Source organism: Klebsiella quasivariicola (assembly GCF_002269255.1).
Taxonomy (GTDB): domain Bacteria; phylum Pseudomonadota; class Gammaproteobacteria; order Enterobacterales; family Enterobacteriaceae; genus Klebsiella; species Klebsiella quasivariicola.
The window spans coordinates 382,092-404,324 of sequence record NZ_CP022823.1 but is presented as its reverse complement, the minus strand read 5'-3'; the positions used below and the strand labels follow the sequence as shown (position 1 = coordinate 404,324).

22 protein-coding genes are annotated in these 22,233 nt (G+C 58.1%); 5 read left to right on the top strand and 17 right to left on the bottom strand.

Features of this window, described 5'->3' with window-relative positions; translation table 11 throughout:
• Nucleotides 1–85: 85 nt before the first annotated feature.
• From pabA to ppiA, 4 genes are all read right to left on the bottom strand, one after another.
• Nucleotides 86–649, bottom strand: a complete 564-nt coding sequence (gene pabA, locus B8P98_RS01915; protein WP_025711904.1) for an aminodeoxychorismate synthase component 2 — start codon at nt 647–649, stop codon at nt 86–88.
• A gap of 32 nt (nt 650–681) precedes the next feature.
• Nucleotides 682–1,284 (bottom strand): putative adenosine monophosphate-protein transferase Fic, encoded by a 603-nt coding sequence (locus B8P98_RS01910; protein WP_025711903.1) that lies wholly within the window; start codon nt 1,282–1,284, stop codon nt 682–684.
• Nucleotides 1,274–1,441, bottom strand: a complete 168-nt coding sequence (locus B8P98_RS01905) for a YhfG family protein (protein WP_002920231.1) — start codon at nt 1,439–1,441, stop codon at nt 1,274–1,276. Before B8P98_RS01905 ends, B8P98_RS01910 begins: the two co-directional genes overlap by 11 nt.
• Nucleotides 1,442–1,546: 105 nt before the next feature.
• Complete coding sequence (ppiA, locus tag B8P98_RS01900; RefSeq protein WP_002920238.1) at nt 1,547–2,116, bottom strand: peptidylprolyl isomerase A; 570 nt, start codon at nt 2,114–2,116, stop codon at nt 1,547–1,549.
• Nucleotides 2,117–2,392: 276 nt separating this feature from the next.
• Here ppiA and tsgA point away from each other — a divergent pair, with 276 nt between their 5' ends.
• Entirely contained in the window at nt 2,393–3,580 is a 1,188-nt protein-coding gene (gene tsgA, locus B8P98_RS01895) for an MFS transporter TsgA (RefSeq protein ID WP_002920240.1), read from the top strand.
• Here the strand turns inward: tsgA and B8P98_RS01890 are convergent.
• Nucleotides 3,577–4,899: a cytosine deaminase gene (locus tag B8P98_RS01890; RefSeq protein ID WP_025711902.1), complete on the bottom strand. Its 1,323-nt coding sequence runs from the start codon at nt 4,897–4,899 to the stop codon at nt 3,577–3,579. The two genes, tsgA and B8P98_RS01890, sit on opposite strands and share 4 nt — an antisense overlap.
• A 239-nt stretch (nt 4,900–5,138) precedes the next feature.
• On the opposite strand from B8P98_RS01890, the gene nirB reads away from it, so the two are divergent.
• From nirB to cysG, 3 genes are all read left to right on the top strand, one after another.
• Nucleotides 5,139–7,682, top strand: a complete 2,544-nt coding sequence (gene nirB / locus B8P98_RS01885) for a nitrite reductase large subunit NirB (RefSeq protein ID WP_025711901.1) — start codon at nt 5,139–5,141, stop codon at nt 7,680–7,682.
• Nucleotides 7,679–8,005, top strand: a complete 327-nt coding sequence (nirD, locus tag B8P98_RS01880) for a nitrite reductase small subunit NirD (RefSeq protein ID WP_004202186.1) — start codon at nt 7,679–7,681, stop codon at nt 8,003–8,005. Before nirB ends, nirD begins: the two co-directional genes overlap by 4 nt.
• Before the next feature lie 153 nt (nt 8,006–8,158).
• Nucleotides 8,159–9,532 carry a siroheme synthase CysG gene (cysG, locus tag B8P98_RS01875; RefSeq protein ID WP_025711900.1) on the top strand — a complete coding sequence of 458 codons (1,374 nt, stop codon included), beginning with the start codon at nt 8,159–8,161 and terminating at the stop codon, nt 9,530–9,532.
• A 74-nt stretch (nt 9,533–9,606) separates the two neighbouring features.
• Here the strand turns inward: cysG and trpS are convergent, their stop codons facing one another.
• The 12 genes from trpS to B8P98_RS01810 form a co-directional block, all read right to left on the bottom strand.
• Entirely contained in the window at nt 9,607–10,611 is a 1,005-nt protein-coding gene (trpS, locus tag B8P98_RS01870; protein ID WP_025711898.1) for a tryptophan--tRNA ligase, read from the bottom strand.
• Nucleotides 10,604–11,365 carry a phosphoglycolate phosphatase gene (gph, locus tag B8P98_RS01865; protein ID WP_025711897.1) on the bottom strand — a complete coding sequence of 254 codons (762 nt, stop codon included), beginning with the start codon at nt 11,363–11,365 and terminating at the stop codon, nt 10,604–10,606. Before gph ends, trpS begins: the two co-directional genes overlap by 8 nt.
• Nucleotides 11,358–12,035: a ribulose-phosphate 3-epimerase gene (gene rpe, locus B8P98_RS01860; RefSeq protein WP_004202179.1), complete on the bottom strand. Its 678-nt coding sequence runs from the start codon at nt 12,033–12,035 to the stop codon at nt 11,358–11,360. The genes gph and rpe overlap by 8 nt, the downstream gene beginning before the upstream one ends.
• Nucleotides 12,036–12,052: 17 nt before the next feature.
• Complete coding sequence (dam, locus tag B8P98_RS01855; protein WP_025711896.1) at nt 12,053–12,880, bottom strand: adenine-specific DNA-methyltransferase; 828 nt, start codon at nt 12,878–12,880, stop codon at nt 12,053–12,055.
• A gap of 78 nt (nt 12,881–12,958) precedes the next feature.
• On the bottom strand, nt 12,959–14,251 hold the full coding sequence (gene damX, locus B8P98_RS01850) for a cell division protein DamX (protein ID WP_025711895.1): 1,293 nt from the start codon (nt 14,249–14,251) through the stop codon (nt 12,959–12,961).
• 84 nt (nt 14,252–14,335) lie between these two features.
• Nucleotides 14,336–15,430: a 3-dehydroquinate synthase gene (gene aroB, locus B8P98_RS01845; RefSeq protein ID WP_025711894.1), complete on the bottom strand. Its 1,095-nt coding sequence runs from the start codon at nt 15,428–15,430 to the stop codon at nt 14,336–14,338.
• A gap of 55 nt (nt 15,431–15,485) precedes the next feature.
• A complete protein-coding gene (gene aroK, locus B8P98_RS01840) occupies nt 15,486–16,007 on the bottom strand; it encodes a shikimate kinase AroK (protein WP_002920267.1) in 522 nt (173 codons plus the stop codon).
• A 270-nt stretch (nt 16,008–16,277) separates the two neighbouring features.
• Nucleotides 16,278–17,519 (bottom strand): DNA uptake porin HofQ, encoded by a 1,242-nt coding sequence (gene hofQ / locus B8P98_RS01830; protein WP_025711893.1) that lies wholly within the window; start codon nt 17,517–17,519, stop codon nt 16,278–16,280.
• Nucleotides 17,455–17,835, bottom strand: coding sequence for a HofP DNA utilization family protein (locus B8P98_RS01825; RefSeq protein ID WP_025711892.1), 381 nt, complete (start codon nt 17,833–17,835; stop codon nt 17,455–17,457). Before B8P98_RS01825 ends, hofQ begins: the two co-directional genes overlap by 65 nt.
• Nucleotides 17,825–18,244 (bottom strand): HofO family protein, encoded by a 420-nt coding sequence (locus B8P98_RS01820; protein ID WP_025711891.1) that lies wholly within the window; start codon nt 18,242–18,244, stop codon nt 17,825–17,827. The genes B8P98_RS01825 and B8P98_RS01820 overlap by 11 nt, the downstream gene beginning before the upstream one ends.
• Nucleotides 18,234–18,767, bottom strand: a complete 534-nt coding sequence (locus B8P98_RS01815) for a PilN domain-containing protein (protein WP_025711890.1) — start codon at nt 18,765–18,767, stop codon at nt 18,234–18,236. Before B8P98_RS01815 ends, B8P98_RS01820 begins: the two co-directional genes overlap by 11 nt.
• Entirely contained in the window at nt 18,751–19,551 is an 801-nt protein-coding gene (locus B8P98_RS01810; protein ID WP_025711889.1) for a type IV pilus biogenesis protein PilM, read from the bottom strand. Before B8P98_RS01810 ends, B8P98_RS01815 begins: the two co-directional genes overlap by 17 nt.
• A 118-nt stretch (nt 19,552–19,669) precedes the next feature.
• Between B8P98_RS01810 and mrcA the strand changes: the two genes are divergently transcribed.
• Entirely contained in the window at nt 19,670–22,228 is a 2,559-nt protein-coding gene (gene mrcA / locus B8P98_RS01805) for a peptidoglycan glycosyltransferase/peptidoglycan DD-transpeptidase MrcA (RefSeq protein ID WP_025711888.1), read from the top strand.
• The last annotated feature ends 5 nt before the right edge of the window (nt 22,229–22,233 follow it).

Sequence of the window (22,233 nt, the reverse complement as noted above, 5' to 3'; positions counted from 1 at the left end):
GCCCATCCCTCTTCGTTATGCAGATGTGATTATGATAATCTAATCACAAAATATGCATAAAAAATCACTCAATGGCAACTGAAAATCACCGCTTCAGAAAGTTTTCCAGCAACTGATGGCCTTGCTCGCTGAGGATGCTTTCCGGATGGAACTGCACGCCCTCAAGATCCCAGTCGCGGTGGCGGATCCCCATAATCTCACCACTGGCGCTGCGGGCAGTGACGATAAACTCGGGCGGCAGCGTCGGCGGGTCAATCACCAGCGAGTGATAGCGGGTCACCGTCAGAGGATGGTTCAGCCCCTGAAACACCCCTTCGCCGTTATGCTCAATAAGCGAGGTTTTACCATGCATGACCTGCGCTGCCCGCACGATAGTCGCGCCAAACGCCTGGGCTATCGCCTGGTGCCCAAGACAGACGCCTAACAGTGGCGTTTTTCCGGCATAGTGGCGGATAACCGCGAGGGATATCCCCGCCTCATTTGGCGTGCAGGGGCCAGGCGAGATCACGATCTTCTCCGGCGCCAGCGCCGCTATCTCTTCCAGCGTCAACGCATCGTTGCGCCTGACCAGCACTTCCGCCCCCAGTTCGCAGAAGTACTGATACAGATTCCAGGTGAAAGAGTCATAGTTATCGATAAGCAGGATCATAGCGGCTCCGGAACAATCAAAACCGGGCTATTCTACTCAGATTCCCGCGCTTCGCTTACCACTTTGCGAAAGATCGCCACCAGCGGGGCCAGATCGCCCATCGCGCTCTGCTGGCAGGCCGCGCTCCAGCTGGCAGGGTCGACATCACGCCAGTCAAGCAGGTAGCCGGCGTGTATCGCCAGCTGTTCAAAGAAAATGCGCTGGGTCAGGCCATTGCCAAGACGAAAAGGGTGTAGCACATTAATTTCACCATAGAACCAGCTCAGGCGTTCGATAAAGGTCTCGCGCGGCAGGCTGTTGAGATAATCCTCCTGCTCAAGGGCCTGCATCAGGGCATTGCCCTCCTCCTCGATCCGGGCAAAGTGGCAAAACGGCGTATCACCCAGGTAAAGGTTCACTTCACGCAACCGGCCCGCCCAGTCAAACAGATCCTGATACAGTTGTTGATGAATAGCGCACAGATAGGGTAAGCCGCGCACCCGCGGGCCCAGCGGCAGAGTGGCCGCCCGCAGCGCTGTCATCTCAAAGGCGGCCTGCTGCAGATTTTTAGCCTGGCGGATGCCAAGACGGTTGCGCAGAACGTTCAGCGCCGGATAGAGGTAAGGATCGCGTTCATCGCCGAATTTATCGCTCATACTCCCTCCGCAGCGTCGCCAGACGCGCCAGCGCCTCTTCGGCAGTCAGCGTAACCAGTGGCACCGTCACGCCTTCGAGGCGACGGCTGGCCTGAAAATTGGTATTGCGTGTCTGTTCCCAGAGTCGGGATTTTTGCTTATCGGTGAGTGGACGCATCGTCGCCCCCTTATCGTCCCCTGTGTGCCACAAGTATAAGCAGCAATTTCAGGTTATGCCGGGAGGCGTCCGGGCGCGGCGGCTACCCACCGCGCTGAGGGAAGATTAAGGCAGCACTTTCGCAGAGAGGATAACAACCGGTTTGGTCGGCACATTCTGGTATGGACCGACGTTATGGGTCTGGACCTGGGAGATCTTGTCCGCGACGTCCATCCCCTTCACCACTTTACCAAACACCGCATAGCCAAAGTCGCGCTGGCCATGGTCAAGGAAGGCGTTATCCGCCACGTTGATGAAGAACTGGCTGGTGGCGCTATCCTGATCGGCGGTACGCGCCATCGCGATGGTGCCGCGGGTGTTGCGCAGGCCGTTATCTGCTTCATTCTTAATCGGTGGGTTAGGCTGTTTCTGCTGCATCTGCTCGTTAAAGCCGCCGCCCTGCACCATGAATCCCGGGATCACGCGGTGGAAGGTGGTGTTGTTGTAGAAGCCGCTGTTAACGTACTTCAGGAAGTTATCTACGGAAATCGGGGCTTTCTGGCTGTTTAACTCAAGCTCAATGTTCCCTGCCGAGGTGGTCAGCAGCACATGCGGGTCGCCCTTTGCCGCCATGGCCGGGGAGAACGCTGAAATGGCGAAAACGGCAGCCATCGCCGCCAGTGTTGATTTGAGCATGGAAATTCCTTAACGGAGCAGAATAAAAGCGAGTGCCTTGATTCTAAAGAGCCTTTGCATCCTGGGCCAGCCTTTTACCAAATTTTACTTAGCTGTAATAATTGTAACCGCGCAAACGTTCTCCTGCGCGACGATTAAATGTGATTTGAATCACATTAAAACATGCAAAAGATAATCTATTTCACAATAAACATTTAATTACATCACCTGAACGAATAAAATCTGTCCGCCCGGCGCAGCGTCAACGCGCTTTACCTTTCTATTCACAGGCCAGTCATGACTAACAGCAACCGTATTAAGCTCACATGGATCAGCTTCTTCTCCTACGCCCTGACCGGCGCGTTGGTGATCGTCACCGGGATGGTGATGGGTAACATTGCGGATTATTTCCATCTGCCCGTTTCCAGTATGAGCAACACCTTTACCTTTCTGAACGCCGGTATTCTGATCTCCATCTTCCTCAATGCCTGGCTGATGGAAATCGTGCCGCTGAAAACTCAGCTGCGTTTTGGCTTTATTCTGATGGTGCTGGCGGTGGCCGGCCTGATGCTCAGCCACAGCCTGGCGCTGTTCTCCGCGTCGATGTTCGTTCTCGGCCTGGTGAGCGGGATCACCATGTCGATCGGGACCTTCCTGATCACCCATATGTACGAAGGCCGTCAGCGCGGGGCGCGTCTGCTGTTTACCGACTCCTTCTTTAGCATGGCGGGAATGATTTTCCCGATGGTCGCCGCCGTCCTGCTGGCGCGCAGCATCGAGTGGTACTGGGTCTACGCCTGTATTGGGCTGGTGTATGTCGCCATTTTTGTCCTGACTTTCGGCTGTGATTTTCCGGTGCTGGGCAAAAAAGCGCAGAGCGAAAACAGCCAGCCGGTAGTGAAAGAGAAGTGGGGCATCGGCGTGCTGTTCCTTTCCGTTGCGGCGCTGTGCTACATCCTCGGTCAGTTGGGCTTTATCTCCTGGGTACCGGAATATGCGAAGAGCCTGGGCATGAGCCTCGGGGACGCCGGTAAACTGGTGAGCGATTTCTGGATGTCCTACATGATCGGCATGTGGTCATTCAGCTTCATCCTACGCTTCTTCGACCTGCAGCGTATTTTAACCGTTCTCGCCGGGCTCGCGACGGTGCTGATGTACCTGTTTATCAATGGGTCGCCGGAGCATATGCCGTGGTTTATTCTCACCCTGGGCTTCTTCTCCAGCGCCATCTACACCTCGATCATTACGCTCGGTTCGCAGCAGACGCGGGTCGCTTCGCCGAAGCTGGTGAACTTTATCCTCACCTGCGGCACCATCGGCACCATGCTTACTTTCGTGGTCACCGGCCCGATTGTGGCGGCCAGCGGTCCCCTGGCCGCGCTGCACACCGCTAACGGCCTCTACGCCGTGGTGTTCGTGATGTGCTTCATCCTTGGCTTCGTCTCCCGTCACCGCCAGAACAACGCTCAGGCGGCGTCTCACTAAGCCTTCGGCCCCTTTGCGTCCGCAAGGGGGCTGTTCCTCATAAAAGAGAGCTCCTCCCCACCGCGGTCGGTCTGGATCCAGGTTTGCGCCAGCTGAGTGGTCGCGATCACCCTTCCCTGGCGAATTGACCAGCGCACCGGCACCTGGCAGCGTACCGCCTCAAAGCCATTCTCCGCCGGGAGGATGATCAGGTTAGCCGGGTTGCCGCTGACGATGCCGTAATCCGTCAGACCAAACGTGCGGGCGCTGTGGTCGGTGATGAGCTTCAGGCCGTCGTTGATCTGCTGATAACCCATCAACTGGCAGACGTGCAGCCCCATATGCAGGACCTGCAGCATATTGCCGGTCCCCAGCGGGTACCACGGGTCAAAGACGTCATCATGACCAAAGCACACATTGATCCCCGCCGCCATCAGCTCCTTCACCCGGGTAATGCCCCGCCGTTTCGGGTAGTCGTCAAACCGGCCCTGCAGATGAATATTCACCAGCGGATTGGCGACAAAGTTGATGCCGGAGAGCTTAAGCAGGCGGAACAGGCGTGAGGTATAAGCGCCATTATAGGAGTGCATGGCGGTGGTATGGCTGGCTGTCACTCGCGGCCCGATCCCCGCCTTCAGCGCCAGCGCGGCAACGGTTTCAACAAAGCGCGACTGTTCATCGTCAATTTCATCGCAGTGGATATCCAGCGGGCGGTCATATTTCTGCGCCAGACGGAAAGCAATATGCAGCGATTCCACACCATATTCACGGGTGAACTCAAAGTGCGGGATCGCCCCGACGACATCCGCCCCCAGCGTCAGGGCCTCCTCCAGCAGCGCCTCGCCGTTGGGGTAAGAGAGGATCCCCTCCTGCGGAAAAGCGACAATCTGTAGCTCGACCCATGGCGCCACCTCCTGTTTGACCTCCAGCATCGCCTTCAGCGCCGTCAACGTGGGATCGGAGACATCAACATGGGTACGGACAAACTGCACGCCATTGGCGATCTGCCATTTGAGGGTTTTCCACGCGCGGGCTTTGACATCCTCATGGCTGAGCAGCGCTTTCCGCTCCGCCCAGCGCTCAATCCCCTCGAACAAAGTACCGGACTGGTTCCAGTGCGGCTCACCGGCCGTCTGGGTGGTATCCAGATGGATATGCGGCTCGATAAAAGGCGGGATCGCCAGCCCGCCGCGAGCGTTCAATATTTCGTAGCTTTCGTCGTGCGCCTCGCCCATCGGCGTAATCGCGCCAAAGCGCCCCTTATCTATCGCTATCTGCCAGAGGCCGTCACGGTCTGCCAGGCGTACGTTCTGAATCAACCAAAGCGGCGCTGCTGTCATATCACCCTCTCTATTCAATACGGCTTATTTTCCAGCCAACTCTACTTCGCGGCCCGTCCAATTCTTGTACACAAAATCAGCAAAAAGGAAAAGCCAGCGTTTTCCATAACTTAGAAAAATACAGACAAATCAATTATATACCCATTAAGTGGTAGGTGAAGTTGTCATTGATTTGAATCAATAAGCCTGATGGCTGAATCGTTAAGGTAGGCGGTAATAGAAAAGAAATCGAGGCAAAAATGAGCAAAGTCAGAATCGCTATTATCGGTAACGGCATGGTTGGCCATCGCTTTATCGAAGAGCTTCTCGATAAGACGCCTGCCGGACAGTTCGACATTACCGTGTTCTGTGAAGAACCGCGTATCGCCTACGACCGTGTCCACCTGTCGTCTTATTTCTCCCACCATACCGCAGAAGAGCTGTCGCTGGTGCGCGAAGGTTTCTATGAGAAACACGGCGTCAAGGTGCTGGTCGGCGAACGGGCGATCACCATCAACCGCCAGGAGAAGGTGATCCACTCCAGCGCCGGGCGCACTGTGTTCTACGACAAGCTGATTATGGCGACCGGCTCATACCCCTGGATCCCGCCGATTAAAGGCGCGGAAACTCAGGATTGCTTCGTCTATCGCACGATTGAAGATCTCAACGCGATTGAATCCTGCGCCCGTCGCAGCAAGCGCGGTGCAGTCGTCGGCGGCGGTCTGCTCGGTCTGGAAGCGGCAGGCGCGTTGAAAAACCTCGGCGTGGAAACCCACGTTATCGAATTCGCGCCGATGCTGATGGCCGAACAGCTCGACCAGATGGGCGGCGAGCAGCTGCGGCGCAAAATTGAAAGCATGGGCGTGAAAGTTCACACCAGCAAAAACACCAAAGAGATCGTCCAGCAGGGTACCGAGGCGCGCAAAACCATGCACTTCGCCGACGGTAGCGAGCTGCAGGTCGATTTCATCGTCTTCTCTACCGGGATCCGCCCGCGTGACAAGCTGGCCACCCAGTGCGGGCTGGAGGTCGCCCAGCGCGGCGGCATCATGGTCAACGATAGCTGCCAGACCTCCGACCCGGATATCTACGCCATCGGCGAATGTGCCAGCTGGAACAACCGCGTCTACGGTCTGGTCGCCCCGGGCTATAAAATGGCCCAGGTGGCCGTCGACCACCTCCTCGGCAGTGAAAATAGTTTCACCGGCGCCGATCTCAGCGCCAAGCTGAAGCTGCTGGGCGTGGATGTGGGTGGTATCGGCGATGCCCATGGCCGCACGCCGGGCGCCCGCAGCTACGTCTATCTCGACGAAAGCAAAGAAGTTTATAAGCGCCTGATCGTCAGCGCCGACAATAAAACGCTGCTCGGCGCGGTGCTGGTCGGTGACACCAGCGACTATGGCAATCTGCTGCAACTGGTGCTCAACGCTATCGAGCTGCCGGAAAATCCGGATTCGCTGATCCTTCCGGCCCACGCCGGCAGCGGCAAGCCGTCGATCGGCGTCGATAAACTGCCGGACAGCGCGCAGATCTGCTCCTGCTTTGACGTCAGTAAAGGCGACCTGATCGCCGCCATCAACAAAGGCTGCCACACCGTCGCGGCGCTGAAAGCGGAAACCAAAGCCGGAACCGGCTGCGGGGGTTGTATCCCTCTGGTGACGCAGGTGCTCAATGCCGAACTGGCGAAACAGGGCATCGAGGTCAACAACAACCTGTGCGAACACTTCGCTTACTCCCGCCAGGAGCTGTTCCACCTGATCCGCGTGGAAGGCATTAAAACCTTCGACGAACTGCTGGAAAAACACGGTCAGGGTTATGGCTGCGAGATCTGTAAGCCGACCGTCGGCTCTCTGCTGGCCTCCTGCTGGAATGAGTACATCCTCAAACCGCAGCACACGCCGCTGCAGGACACCAACGACAACTTCCTCGCCAACATTCAGAAAGATGGTACCTACTCGGTCATTCCGCGCTCCGCGGGCGGCGAAATCACGCCGGAAGGGCTGGTCGCCGTGGGCCGTATCGCGCGTGAATTCAATCTGTACACCAAAATCACCGGCTCCCAGCGCATCGGCCTGTTTGGCGCGCAGAAAGACGACCTGCCGGAGATCTGGCGTCAGCTGATTGAAGCGGGCTTCGAAACCGGCCACGCCTACGCCAAAGCGCTGCGGATGGCGAAAACCTGCGTCGGTAGCACCTGGTGCCGCTACGGCGTCGGCGACAGCGTCGGCTTCGGCGTGGAACTGGAAAACCGCTACAAAGGCATCCGCACCCCACACAAAATGAAGTTCGGCGTCTCCGGCTGTACCCGCGAATGTGCGGAGGCCCAGGGCAAAGACGTCGGGATCATCGCCACCGAGAAAGGCTGGAACCTGTACGTGTGCGGTAATGGCGGGATGAAGCCGCGCCACGCCGATCTGCTGGCCGCGGACCTCGATCGCGAGACGCTGATTAAGTATCTCGACCGCTTTATGATGTTCTACATCCGCACCGCCGATAAGCTAACCCGTACCGCGCCGTGGCTGGACAACATGGAAGGCGGGATCGACTATCTGCGCAGCGTTATCATCGATGACAAGCTGGGCCTGAACGACCATCTGGAAGAGGAGCTGGCTCGCCTGCGCGCCGCCTTCGCCTGCGAGTGGACCGAGACCGTCAACAACCCGGCGGCGCAGACGCGCTTCAAACACTTTATCAACAGCGACCAGCGCGACCCGAACGTTCAGGTGGTGCCGGAACGTGACCAGCACCGCCCGGCCACGCCGTATGAGCGTATCCCGGTTACTCTGGTGGAGGAAAAAGCATGAGCCAGTGGGTAAACATCTGCAAAATTGACGACATCCTGCCGGCCACCGGCGTCTGCGCGCTGCTCGGCCAGCAGCAGGTGGCGATCTTCCGTCCCTACCATGACGACAGGGTATTCGCCATCAGCAATATTGACCCGTTCTTCAATGCCAGCGTGCTGTCCCGCGGGATCATCGCCGAACATGACGGCGCGCTGTGGGTTGCCAGCCCGCTGAAAAAACAGCGCTTCCGCCTGAGCGACGGCCTGTGCATGGAAGATGCCAGCCACTCTATCGCCCGCTTCGACGCCCGCGTGAAAGACGGACACGTTCAGCTTAAAGCGTAAGTCCTTCTCCCTCCCCCCGGCCACGGGGGGAGATATAAGTAACAGTTCTGACCGACAGCGCATGAGTGCGGGATATGTCGCATGTTTTGTATTACCTTTGCTGCTATTCTACGACCACTCGTTTTCTACCCCTTATTTTTATGAGGTTTTTCTGTGGATCACTTACCCATATTCTGCCAGTTGCGCCAGCGCGATTGTTTACTGGTTGGCGGCGGGGATGTCGCCGAACGCAAAGCCCGTCTGCTGCTGGATGCTGGCGCTAACGTCACGGTCAATGCGCTCGACTTCACGCCCCAGTTTCAGGTGTGGGCTGATTCACAGATGCTAACTCTGGTGCAGGGGGAGTTTATCCCCTCGCTGCTGGATAACTGCTGGCTGGCCATCGCCGCTACTGATGATGAGACGGTCAACCAGCAGGTTAGCGAGGCGGCCGAAGCGCGGCGTATCTTCTGTAACGTGGTGGATGCCCCGCGCCAGGCCAGCTTTATCATGCCGTCGATCATCGATCGCTCGCCGCTGATGGTCGCCGTCTCTTCGGGCGGGACATCGCCAGTGCTGGCGCGCCTGCTGCGCGAGAAGCTGGAGTCCGTCCTGCCGCTACACCTCGGCCAGCTGGCGCGCTACGCCGGCCATCTGCGCGCGCGCGTTAAGCAGCAGTTTGCCAGCGTGGGCGAACGCCGCCGCTTCTGGGAGAAGCTGTTTGTTAACGATCGGCTGGCGCAGTCGCTGGCCAACGACGATCGGCAAGCGGTGGCAGATACCACCGAGCAGCTGCTGACGGAACCGTTAGAGCATCGCGGCGAGGTGGTGCTGGTTGGCGCCGGCCCAGGCGATGCCGGGCTACTCACGCTCAAAGGGCTACAGCAGATCCAGCAGGCCGATGTGGTGGTTTATGACCGTCTGGTCTCCGACGACATCATGAACCTGGTGCGCCGCGATGCCGACCGGGTATTCGTCGGCAAACGTTCAGGCTATCACTGCGTCCCGCAGGAGGAGATCAACCAGATCCTGCTGCGCGAAGCGCAAAAAGGCAGACGCGTGGTCCGGCTGAAAGGCGGCGATCCCTTTATCTTTGGCCGCGGCGGAGAAGAGCTGGAAATCCTTTGTGAGGCGGGCATCCCCTTCTCCGTTGTCCCTGGCATTACCGCCGCCTCCGGCTGTTCCGCCTACTCGGGGATCCCGTTAACACACCGCGATTTCGCCCAGGGCGTCCGCCTGGTTACCGGCCATCTGAAAACCGGCGGCGAGCTGGACTGGGCAAACCTGGCGATAGAGAAGCAAACCCTGGTGTTCTACATGGGACTGAACCAGGCGCCAGCGATCCGCGAGAAGCTTATCGCTCACGGCATGGCGGAAGATATGCCCGCCGCCATCGTCGAGAACGGTACCGCCGTGACGCAAAAAGTCGTCAGCGGCACCTTAGCACAGCTGGATATTCTGGCGCAGCAGATGGCCAGCCCGGCGCTGATCATCGTCGGCCGCGTGGTCGGCCTGCGGGATAAACTGAACTGGTTCTCGAACCACTAACCTTCGCCTTGCGGCGTGGACGACAGGCATAAAAAAGGGCGGGATATTCCCGCCCTTTTTAGCTGTTGCATCGCTTACGGCCTGGCGACAAAACCAATCGCTTCGTATACCGCTTTCAGGGTCTGAGAAGCGCGCGCGCTGGCTTTCTCTGCGCCGTCTTTCATCACCTGGTTGAGAAACGCTTCGTCGTTACGGAAACGGTGATAGCGTTCCTGCAGCTCAGTCAGCATGCCCGACACCGCTTCAGCGACTTCGCCTTTCAGGTGGCCATACATTTTGCCTTCAAAATGCTGCTCCAGCTCCGGAATGGTTTTCCCGGTGACCGCAGAAAGGATATCCAGCAGGTTGGAGACGCCCGCTTTCTCTTTCAGGTCGTAACGCACCACCGGCGGCTCGTCGGAGTCGGTGACCGCGCGTTTGATCTTCTTGACCACCGATTTCGGATCTTCCAGCAGGCCGATAACGTTGTTGCGGTTATCGTCAGACTTGGACATCTTCCTGGTCGGCTCCAGCAGCGACATCACGCGCGCGCCGGATTTCGGGATAAACGGCTCAGGCACTTTAAAAATATCGCCGTAGATAGCGTTAAAACGCTGGGCAATGTCGCGGCTCAGCTCAAGGTGCTGCTTCTGATCTTCGCCGACCGGAACCTGGTTGGTCTGGTACAGCAGAATATCTGCAGCCATCAGAACCGGGTAATCAAACAGACCGGCGTTGATGTTCTCCGCGTAGCGTGCGGACTTGTCTTTAAACTGCGTCATGCGGCTCAGCTCGCCGAAATAGGTGTAGCAGTTCAGCGCCCAGCCTAACTGGGCGTGTTCCGGCACGTGCGACTGCACGAAGATGGTGCTTTTTTGCGGGTCGATGCCGCAGGCCAGATACAGTGCCAGGGTATCCAGGGTCGCCTTGCGCAGCTGCTGCGGATCCTGGCGCACGGTGATGGCGTGCTGGTCCACGATGCAGTAGATGCAGTGGTATTCGTCCTGCATGTTGACCCACTGACGCAGCGCACCCATGTAGTTGCCAATGGTCAGTTCACCTGAGGGCTGTGCGCCACTAAAAACGATGGGCTTAGTCATGTTTCAATTCCTGAGTTTCACTGTGCGGTAACCCGAGAGCGGGTAAGAGTTCATTAAACTGGTCGAAGAGATAGTCCGGCTCGCTCAGCGCAAGCGGTTCGCCATAGTTATAACCGTAGGTCAGGCCAACAGAGCAGCAACCTGCCGCTTTGGCCGCCTGAATATCATTGCGCGAATCGCCGACGAACAGCAGCTCGGCTGGAGCCAGAGAGAGCTTTTCCGCCACCAGCAGCAGCGGTTCCGGATGCGGCTTTTTGTTCTGCACGTCATCGCCGCCAATCACCACGCTAAAATATTTCGCAATATCGAGCGCCTCGAGCAGCGGGGCGACAAACGGCGTCGGCTTATTGGTGACCAGCGCCAGCGGCAGACCTTTGGCATGCAGCGCGCCGAGCGTATCGGCCACCGCCGGAAACAGGAAACTGCCCTCTTCCGCCGCTTCGGCGTAATAGCGGTCAAACAGTTTACGCAAAATGCGCAGCTGCTCGTCTTGCGGAATATCATGATCGTCGACGGAGGGCTTGCCCATCGCCGCACGTAACGTCGCACGCTCCTGACGAGCCCAGGTCAGCGCCCGCTCCATCAGGACATCGGCGCCGTTGCCAATCCAGGTCACGACCCGTTCTTCTCCCGCCACCGGCAGTTCCAGGGCGTAGAGGGCGTTATCAACCGCCGAGGTTAGACCCGGCGCGCTATCCACCAGCGTGCCGTCGAGATCAAACGCGATGCCGCGGATCGCCTGTAATTTATCCATGACTCACCTTCGCTAATTCACTACGCATTTGATCAATCACTTTCTTGTAGTCCGGCTGGCCGAAGATCGCCGAGCCGGCAACAAACATATCCGCACCCGCCGCGGCGATTTCGCCGATATTGCTGGCTTTCACACCGCCATCCACTTCAAGGCGGATGTCGTAGCCGGAAGCGTCAATGCGCTGGCGCACTTCACGCAGTTTATCCAGCGTCTGGGGAATAAAGGACTGGCCGCCAAAGCCCGGGTTAACCGACATCAGCAGGATCACGTCCAGCTTATCCATCACGTAATCGAGGTAGCTCAGCGGCGTCGCCGGGTTAAACACCAGGCCTGCTTTACAGCCGTGCTCTTTAATCAGCTGCAGGCTGCGATCCACGTGTTCGGAGGCTTCCGGATGGAAGGTGATAATGCTGGCGCCGGCTTCGGCAAAATCAGGAATGATGCGGTCGACCGGCTTCACCATCAGGTGGACGTCGATTGGCGCGGTAATACCGTAATTACGCAGTGACTTCAGCACCATCGGGCCAATCGTCAGGTTTGGCACGTAATGGTTGTCCATAACGTCGAAGTGCACGACATCCGCACCCGCCGCCAGCGCCTTCGCGGTATCCTCACCCAGACGGGCAAAATCAGCCGACAGAATCGAAGGGGCAATCAAATACTGCTTCATCCGCATCTCCTTGAAATTTATTTGGTCTTAGGCGGACGGTAGAGCGCTAATAGCTCGTCCACCTTTTTACGCGTACCACCGTTGCTGCTGATGCTGCGCCGAACCTTCACAATATGCGTTTCTGCCGCGTTTTTATACCATTCCTGCGTCAGCGGCGTGCGGTGGTTGGAAATCAGCACCGGGATGCGCTTTTTCATCAGCGATTCCGCTTTTTGCGCCAGCAGTACCTGTTGCTCCAGGTTGAAACTGTTGGTGTGGTAAGCGGTAAAGTTCGCCGTCGCCGTTAGCGGCGCATAGGGCGGATCGCAATACACCACCGTGCGGCTATCCGCGCGTTGCATGCACTCTTCGTAAGATTCGCAGTAAAACTCGGCGTTTTGCGCCTTTTCGGCGAAATGATAGAGCTCAGCTTCGGGGAAGTAGGGCTTTTTATAACGGCCAAACGGCACATTAAACTCGCCGCGCAAATTGTAGCGACACAGGCCGTTGTAGCCGTGACGATTCAGATACAGGAACAGCACCGCGCGACGCAGCGGATCCTGGCTCTGGTTGAATTCATCACGATGCTGGTAGTAGCGCTCAGCAACGTTGTTTTCCGGGGTAAACATCTCACGAGCAGCAGCGACATATTCGTCGGTGCGCAATTTGACGATGTTGTACAGGCCGATCAGGTCACTGTTGATATCCGCGAGGATATAACGAGAAAAGTCGGTATTGAGAAATACCGACCCGGCGCCCACAAAGGGCTCGATTAAGCACTCGCCTTCCGGCAAATGCTTTTTAATATCGTCAAGCAGGGGGTACTTCCCCCCTGCCCACTTTAGAAAAGCGCGATTCTTTTTCATGCTGCCTAACTAATTACACGTTCTCCGGCTGTGGAGAAAGCTCCGACAGCATCCTGCGCTTAAGACTACCCCACGGCATTATTTCAGGTCAGCCTGAACCTGATGCAGCGGTTTTGCCCATGGATTTTTCGCCTGCACGTCCGCCGGTAGCGAGGTGACAGCGCGTTTCGCTTCTTCTTTTGAAGCATAGATACCGCTCACCAGCACGTACCATGGTTGGCCGTTACGCGATGTTTCATAGACAACATATCTTTCCAGCTTCTCTTTCTTCGCCCAGTTGTTCAGGTTGTCATAGTTAGAGGAGCTGCTGAGCTGCAGGGTATAGTTACCCGACGGCGCAGATTTCATTGAGCTGACGTCACCTGCCGTTTTACCGCTCTTCGCGGCCGGAGCTGCCGTGGCTGCCGTTGCGGCTGGCGCAGCAGGGGTGGTGGTCGCTGCAGGTTTGCTCTGCGCCGTTGCCACCGGTTTGCTTTCCGCGGCGGTCGTTTTCGCCGGAGCGGTAGTCGCGGCGCTTTCAACATGCTTCGGCTGAACCGGCTTGGTTTCTACCGGCGCTTTTGCCACGGCCTGAGGCTTCGTCTGCGGCTTCGCTTCGATAACGGTGTGCTTACGCTCAGCCGGACGCGGCGTCGCCGCCGTCTGACGTTCAGTTGCCTGGCGCGGAGCCGCTGTACCATTGGCACCATTACGGATCGGCGCGACGGTTGCCGGTTCAGTCGGCAGCGTCGAGTTGGCTACGGCGCCATCCAGTTGGCCCTGCTGCTGGGTCAACGCATTATTCAGATCGCCCTGAACTTCAACCCGCTGCTGGCCCTGCGGCTCTGCCGCTGCCTGGCCCTGGGTCGGGTTCGCGGCAATAGGCGGAACCGTGACGTCCTGCTGTGAGGTGGTGTTGGCGGCGGTCTGATCCTGGCCGGCAGCAGCAGGCGTGCTGGTGGACTGGTCGTCAGAAAGATTAATGCTCTTCTCGCCGGAAGCGGTCTGCTGGCTGGACGATGATGGCGATTTCAGCGCGGAACCGATACCTACGATTAACAGCAGCAGCACCAGAATCCCCACGCCCATCATGATGTACTGACGGGAGGCTGGTTTGGCCGGCGCTTTTTTACGCTTGCGCGGACGACGCTCTACAGGTTGCTCTTCGAGCATCTCCTCGTCTTCCGCATCCAGTTCTTCTTCAAATTCTTCCTCATCACGCTCGCGACGGGCCTTACCGGCGCGCGTCGGACGGTCTTCATCGGCATCAAGATCGACATCGTCGAAATTAATTTGCGGATCGGCATCACGCTCGGAAGATTGACGGGAACGACCAGCACGACGATCGTTGCGATCGGCTTTCATATCGTCTTCTGGTTTGAAATCATCCATTTAACACCCCACTAAAAGGCTTATGCTCACGATTATTGCACATCACCCGAAATGATAACGCCGCGCGAACGCGGCCAGACCTTCTTATTGTTGCGCCTGCTGAGTATCAGCAATCGCGCCAAGAACCACATCGTGCGGCACTCCGCCGCGCAACTCGCTGCTTCCTATTGCGAGCGGGAGCACTAGCCGCATTTCGCCAGCCAGTACTTTCTTATCGCGCATCATATGGGGCAAATACGCCTGCGCACTCATTTCCTGCGGGCCGCGTACCGGCAAGCCTGCACGCTTGAGCAGATCGATAATGCGCTGAGTATCCTGAGCCCGGAACTGCCCCAGCCGTTCGGATGTATGCGCGGCCATGACCATACCTGCCGCCACCGCTTCGCCGTGCAGCCAGTTACCGTAGCCCATTTCCGCCTCGATAGCATGGCCGAAGGTATGTCCAAGATTGAGTAAAGCACGTAACCCGGTTTCACGCTCGTCAGCAGCCACAACTTCCGCTTTCAGCTCACAGCAGCGACGAATACAGTACGCCATCGCGTTGTCATCCAGGGCCAGCAGCGCATCAATGTTGTTTTCCAGCCAGCTGAAGAATTCGCCATCCAGGATCACGCCGTACTTGATGACTTCAGCCAGTCCGGAAGCAAGCTCGCGTTTCGGCAGGGTTTTTAAACAGTTAAGATCGACCACCACCGAAATCGGCTGCCAGAAGGCACCAATCATATTTTTGCCGAGAGGGTGGTTCACTGCGGTTTTGCCACCGACCGATGAATCGACCTGCGACAACAAGGTGGTAGGGACCTGAATAAAACGCACGCCGCGCTGATAGCTTGCCGCGGCGAAACCGGTGAGATCACCGATAACACCACCGCCAAGCGCCACCAGCGTGGTGTCACGGCCATGCGGTTTTTGCAACAACGCGGTGAAAACGGTATCCATCACCGCCAGGCTTTTGTACTGCTCGCCGTCGGGCAGGATCACGCTGTCAACGTTGACGCCTGCCTGCTCCAGCGCGGAGCGGACGGTATCCAGATAAAGCGGCGCCAGTGTTTCGTTGGTGACCAGCATAGCCTGGTCGCCCGACTTGAGTGGCAGAAAGGAAGCTGGATCGTTAAACAAACCAGCCGCGATGGTAATCGGGTAACTACGTTCCCCGAGGGTAACAGTAAGCCTCTCCATAACGCGACATCCACCTCAGTGACTTTTACTCTGACGCACTTTTATTAAGCCAGAATCAGTTGCTTTCCAGCATATGAATAATCTGGTTCGCGACGACTTTCGCACTCTGATCGTCTGTGCGGATAGTCACGTCGGCGATCTCTTCATACAGCGGGTTACGCTCGTCAGCCAGCGCTTCCAGCACTTCACGAGGCGGCGCATCGACTTGTAGCAAAGGACGCTTTTTATCGCGCTGCGTACGGGCCAACTGCTTCTCGATTGTTGTTTCCAGGTAGACCACCACGCCGCGGGCGGAGAGACGGTTACGCGTTTCACGGGATTTTACAGAGCCGCCGCCAGTCGCCAGCACAATCCCCTGTTTTTCCGTCAACTCATTGATAATTTTTTCTTCACGGTCGCGGAAGCCTTCTTCGCCTTCAACATCGAAGACCCAGCCCACATCAGCGCCAGTGCGTTTCTCAATCTCTTGATCAGAATCGTAAAATTCCATGTTGAGCTGTTGGGCTAACTGGCGCCCAATAGTGCTTTTGCCGGCACCCATAGGCCCAACCAGAAAGATATTGCGTTTCTCTGCCATTTTTTCGGTACTACTAAGACTATTCGTTAATGATAAACCCGCTTCGCAGACACCCAGCGCCGCAGGGCATGAACTGAAACCTCATATGCAATAGAGCGAGAGTCAGACTAAAAATTATCTCAATACTCCGGCTGGTTTGGCAACTGAATAAAATCGCCGGACAATAAAGGGAGGATTGATGTCGTACCCGACTCTCAAATCGGTACCCCTTGTATGCTAAATCCGTCCTCACGTCAAACACCTGAAACGTGTTTAGCATGAAAAACCTGCTTAACGTACTGCCAGAATCCGTGGCGTAATAAAGACAACCAGTTCACGGCGTTCATTATCTTTCCCGTCGCGACGAAACAAGCGCCCCAGCACCGGGATATCACCCAACAGCGGGACGCTGTCGCGGGCGGTTTTATTTTTCTGCGAAAAGATGCCGCCCAACGCTAAGGTCTCGCCGCTGCGGACCTCCACCAGGGTTTCTATCTCTTGTTTATCGATGGCCAGCGTCTCGCCATTCTCCTGCTTTAATACCTGGCCCGGCGTATTTTCACTGATCCGCAGCTTCAGACGCACTCTCCCCTGCTGCAGCACTGTCGGCGTCACCTCCATCCCCAATACCGCCTCTTTAAATTCCACCGACGTGGCGCCGCTTTCGCCGCTGGAGACCTGATAAGGGATCTCACTTCCCTGCTTGATGCTGGCGGGTTGCATATGAGAGGCCAGTAAACGCGGGCTGGCGATAATCTCGACCTGCTGCTTACGCTCCAGCGCGGAAAGCTCCAGCTCAAGCAAGCGACCGTTAATCTTGCCGATGTTAAACCCTGCGCGGGTGCTGGCATCGTTCACCGACAAATCGCTGCTCAGGGTGGTGATTTGTCCTGATCCCGGCGTGCCGCCGACCTCCGCCAGCCGCCACTTCACCCCCAGCTCGCGAAGGCTGGTTTCGCTCATCGACACGATATGGGCAGCCAGCTCAACCTGCCCGACAGGCAAATCCATCTCCTGAGCCCAGGCTTTAAGCGCCGGGAGATGACGAGCATCGTCGCGGATCAGCAGGCGATTGGTCCGCTTATCCGCCATTAAGTTGCCCCTGGCGCTGAGTAACTTACCGCCCGCTTTTGCCAGCTCCTCAGCATCGGCATAGTGCAGAATGACGTTCTCCGCCTGCAGCGGCAGATTCTGCAGGCGTTTCGCCTGCTCGGCTTCACGCTGCGCCTGATTTGCCTTTTGCCAGGCCTGAGTGTGCGCGTAAATGACCGTCCCCTGCTGTTGCAAAGAGAGGCCCGCGCTGTCCACCACCGCCCGCAGCGCCTGAGTCCAGGGAACCTTCTGCAGATGCAGGGAGAGCGTGCCACTGACGTCCGGCGCCACGACCAGATTCTTATGGTTCATTTCGGCCAGGGCTTGCAGCACCTGGGCCACCGGCGCATCGTCGACCACCAGCGTAACCGTCTTATCATTTCGCGCGGCGGCCACTGCCAGAGGCAGCAGCAGAAACAGGAGGCTTATCCATCGCATTATGTTGTTTCCCTTCACGTTGCCAGCGCCACGCTGGCGGTTCACACCCCGCAGGGGTGGCGATCTCCAGCTCACCGGGGGTCATCCGGTTCACTCGCCATCCGGTGGGTAATTGCTCATTTATTTGCACCCGCTGCCACTTGCCGCTCCCGTCCTGCAGAAATCCCCTCCAGCCTGCGTCATCGCCGGCGGCCCCGCCATAGCGCCATTGCGATAGCTGCGCCGTACGGCAGGGATCCTCTACCGGCAGGAAAGGGTCTCGCCCGGCGGCCAGCAGCGACAGCGGCAGCCACAGTAAAGCCCAGCGTTTACCGATCATCTTCCGCCTCCAGTTGCAGATGCAGGCGGAGTACCTGCGCCTCGCGATACAATGAGAACGAGCGCGGACTCATCCCGCAGCGCGCCAGCCAGGCAAAAAACGCGGGCACCGTCTGCCAGGGCAGGGTCAGTTCCATCTCACCGCCGTTCCCCTGTGGACGCCAGGCAATAAGCCTGACGCCGGTTAGTGGAATGGCTATGGGCGAAAACGGCTGCTTGTCGATGCGCGCACCTGGTATATCACCGGCAGGTATGCGCAAAGCCATCACCCGGCGCCACTGTGTTTGCAGGGCCACTTCACGGGACACCGATGCCAGCGGCAGCCGGGTAGCGTGCCAGAGAGCCGCACCGCCCCCCAGCATAAACAGGATCAGCAGCAGCTTCTGGCTGCGCTGGATGTTAATCTGCATCGGAACGCTCTCCCGTCAGGGTAAAGCTGAACTGCCAGCGGCCCTCGGCGTCACGCTGGGTTCCGCCAGCTTTTGCCGGCGCGAATCCAGGGACGCTAGCCAGAATGGCCTCCGCGCTGGCCAGTGCCTGTAGGTTCAAAGCGAGGCCGTTGAGCGTCAGAACCGCCTCGTGGTAATCCAGCCGCGTCAGCCACGCCTGTGCAGGCAGATCTGCCGCGAGCGCCTGCAGCCTGGGTTGCCAGGCCGCGATCGCCGATCTGCGCCGTTGCTGCGCGAGCAGGCGATGGTACTCCTGCCGGGCCTCGCGCAGCGCCTTCTCGCGTAGTTTGAGCGAGGCGAGCAGCTGCGCGTCTGCCGTCGTGTGGAGCGTCGCCAGGAAGCCGTGCTGCAGACGCGCCGTTCGGCTCACCAGCAGGCTCATCCCGCCCAGCAGCACAATGCCGATGGCTAACAACAGGGCGTAGCGCAAGCGCTGGCGGCGGCGAAGGTCACGCCAGGGAAGAAGATTAACGACATGCGTCATGGCGCCCCCCCCCCAGCGCCAGCCCAAGGGCAATAGCATAGCGATCGCCATCGGCCGGCAATGGGGGCTGCCGGCGGTGAATCACCTGCCAGGCATCAAAACGGTTGGCCTCATCACCGGCATCCGCACACAGACGCAACGGCATCTGAAGCTGCTCCGCCAGCTGGCTTAAGGAGCCCACTTCATCGCAGGCCTCACAGCCCCAGGCCTCCTGGGTCGCCCATAGCCAGTGCTTTTCATCCCGCCAGGCAAGGGCCTGCTCGGTCGCCGTCATCAAGGGGAAAAAGGCGCCCAGCGCGCTGGCATCCGGCACGATGGCCGCCACCCGCAGCCGCAGCCGTCCTGCCAGCTCCCGCAGGACATTGATGTCCAGCCGCTGCGCCGCTGTAACCTGCCAGCCGTCGTTCTGCGAGGTGGGCGCATAATCAATACATAAGGAGGTGGCGGGCATCGCCAGCTGCTGGGTCATGGCGCTGGCTATCCACGTCGCCTGTTGCCGATCCCGCAGAGCGAACTGCGGATACGGTAGGCGCTTTTGCAATGTGCGCACCGCGGGAAAGGCGATACTGACCTGATGCTGCGCCGGTAGCTCCCGGCGCCAGGCGGCAAGTCGTGTACCGAGAGCGCTGACGTCCGCCACCATACCCTGGCGTACCAGACCTGGCGGCAGAGGGATCCGCCACCAGCGGCGTAGCGCCCAGCGTGAGCGCTCATGCAGTAGTGCGACAACGGCAATGCTATCCTGTTGGATATGCATTCCGATCCTCCAGTTTCTGAAAGCCATGCTTACGATCTCCTTATCCGGCAAAACTGCCCGGCTATATCAATGCTCCTGGCTTGCCTTTATACTACCGCGCGTTTGTTTATAAACTGCCCAAATAAAACTAAATGGGAAAACACCGGTGAAGTTCGTAAAGTATCTATTGATCCTTGCAGTCTGTTGCGTACTGCTGGGAGCAGGCTCGATTTTTGGCCTCTACAAATACATAGAGCCGCAACTCCCCGACGTCGCAACCCTGAAGGATGTGCGTTTGCAGATCCCGATGCAGGTCTATAGCGCCGACGGTGAGCTTATTGCGCAATATGGCGAAAAACGCCGTATCCCTGTAACGTTGCAGCAAATTCCTCCCGAACTGGTTAAAGCGTTTATCGCCACTGAAGACAGCCGTTTCTATGAGCACCACGGCGTCGATCCGGTAGGTATTTTCCGTGCCGCCAGCGTGGCGATGTTTTCAGGCCACGCCTCCCAGGGCGCCAGCACCATCACCCAGCAGTTAGCTCGTAACTTCTTCCTCAGCCCCGAGAAGACGTTGATGCGTAAGATTAAAGAGGCCTTTCTGGCTATCCGCATCGAGCAGTTGCTGAACAAAGATGAAATCCTTGAGCTGTATCTGAACAAGATCTACCTCGGCTACCGCGCCTATGGTGTCGGCGCCGCGGCGCAGGTCTATTTTGGCAAACCTATCGACCAGTTGACCCTGAGTGAGATGGCGGTGATTGCCGGCCTGCCGAAAGCGCCTTCTACCTTTAACCCGCTCTATTCCATGGATCGTGCCACTGCCCGTCGCAACGTGGTGTTATCGCGTATGTTGAGCGAAGGGTACATCACCCAGGCGCAATACGATGAGGCACGCAGCGAAACGATCGACGCCAGCTATCACGCGCCGAAAATCGCCTTCTCTGCGCCTTACCTGAGCGAAATGGTGCGTCAGGAGATGGTGAATCGCTACGGCGAGCAGGCCTATGAAGATGGCTACCGGGTTTACACCACCATTACCCGCAAGAACCAGCAGGCGGCCCAGCAGGCGGTACGCAATAACGTGCTGGATTACGATATGCGTCATGGCTACCGCGGCCCGGCCAGCGTGCTATGGAAAGTCGGTGAAACGCCGTGGGAGACGAGGAAGATCGTCGACATGCTGAAGCGTCAGTCTGGCTACGGCCCGCTTTTCCCGGCGGTGGTCACCTCCGCGAATGCCCAGGAGGCCGTCGCGCTGTTGGCTAACGGCGACTCGGTTTCGCTGACGATGGACGGCGTGCGCTGGGCCCGTCGCTTTATCTCCGATACGCAGCAGGGGGCGACCCCGCGTAAAGTCAACGACGTCGTGCAGGCCGGGCAGCAGATCTGGGTGCGTAAAGTGGCTGACAGCTGGTGGTTGTCGCAGGTCCCGGACGTCAACTCGGCGCTGGTCTCCATTAACCCGCAAAACGGAGCGATTATTGCCCTTGTCGGCGGGTTTGACTTTAACCAGAGTAAATTCAACCGCGCCACCCAGGCGCTGCGTCAGGTCGGCTCCAACATTAAGCCGTTCCTCTATACCGCCGCGATGGATAAAGGCTTAACCCTGGCAAGTATGCTCAACGATGTGCCGATCTCACGCTGGGACGCCGGAGCCGGTTCCGACTGGCGGCCGAAGAACTCGCCGCCGCAGTATGCCGGTCCGATTCGTTTACGCCAGGGGCTTGGACAGTCGAAAAACGTGGTGATGGTACGCGCCATGCGCGCTATGGGCGTCGACTACGCCGCCGAGTATCTGCAGCGCTTTGGCTTCCCGGCGCAAAACATTGTCCACACTGAATCGTTGGCACTGGGCTCAGCCTCCTTTACTCCCCTGCAGGTCGCGCGCGGATATTCGGTGATGGCCAACGGTGGCTTCCTGGTTAATCCCTTCTTTATCAGTAAGATTGAGAACGATCAGGGAGGGGTACTCTTTGAGGAGCGTCCGAAGATCGCTTGCCCGCAGTGTGACTTACCGGTGATTTATGGCGATACGCCAAAATCCAACGTGCTGGAAAACAAAGATGTGGAAGATGTCGCCACCTCGACAGAGCCACAGAATGGCAACGTGCCGCCGCAGCCGCAGCTGGAGCAGGCCAACCAGTCGCTGGTCGCGCAGAGCGGCGCCCAGGAATACGCGCCGCATGTGATTAATACGCCGCTGGCCTTCCTGATCAAGAGCGCGCTGAACAGTAACATCTTTGGCGAACCGGGCTGGATGGGCACCGGCTGGCGCGCCGGACGCGATCTGCAGCGGCATGACATCGGCGGGAAAACCGGGACCACCAACAGTTCGAAGGACGCCTGGTTCTCAGGCTACGGGCCGGGCGTGGTGACGTCAGTATGGATTGGCTTTGACGATCATCGTCGCGATCTTGGCCGCACCACCGCCTCCGGAGCGATTAAAGATCAGATCTCTGGCTATGAAGGTGGTGCCAAAAGCGCCCAACCGGCCTGGGACAGCTTTATGAAGAGCGTGCTGGAAGGCGTTCCGGAAGAACCGTTAACTCCGCCGCCGGGTATCGTCACGGTGAATATTGACCGCAGCACCGGTCAGTTGGCGAACGGGGGCAACAGTCGTGCGGAGTACTTCATTGAAGGCACCCAACCCACGCAGCAGGCGGTCCATGAGGTGGGTACCACCCTGACTGACGGCGGTGGCGAAACCCACGAACTGTTCTGACAAAA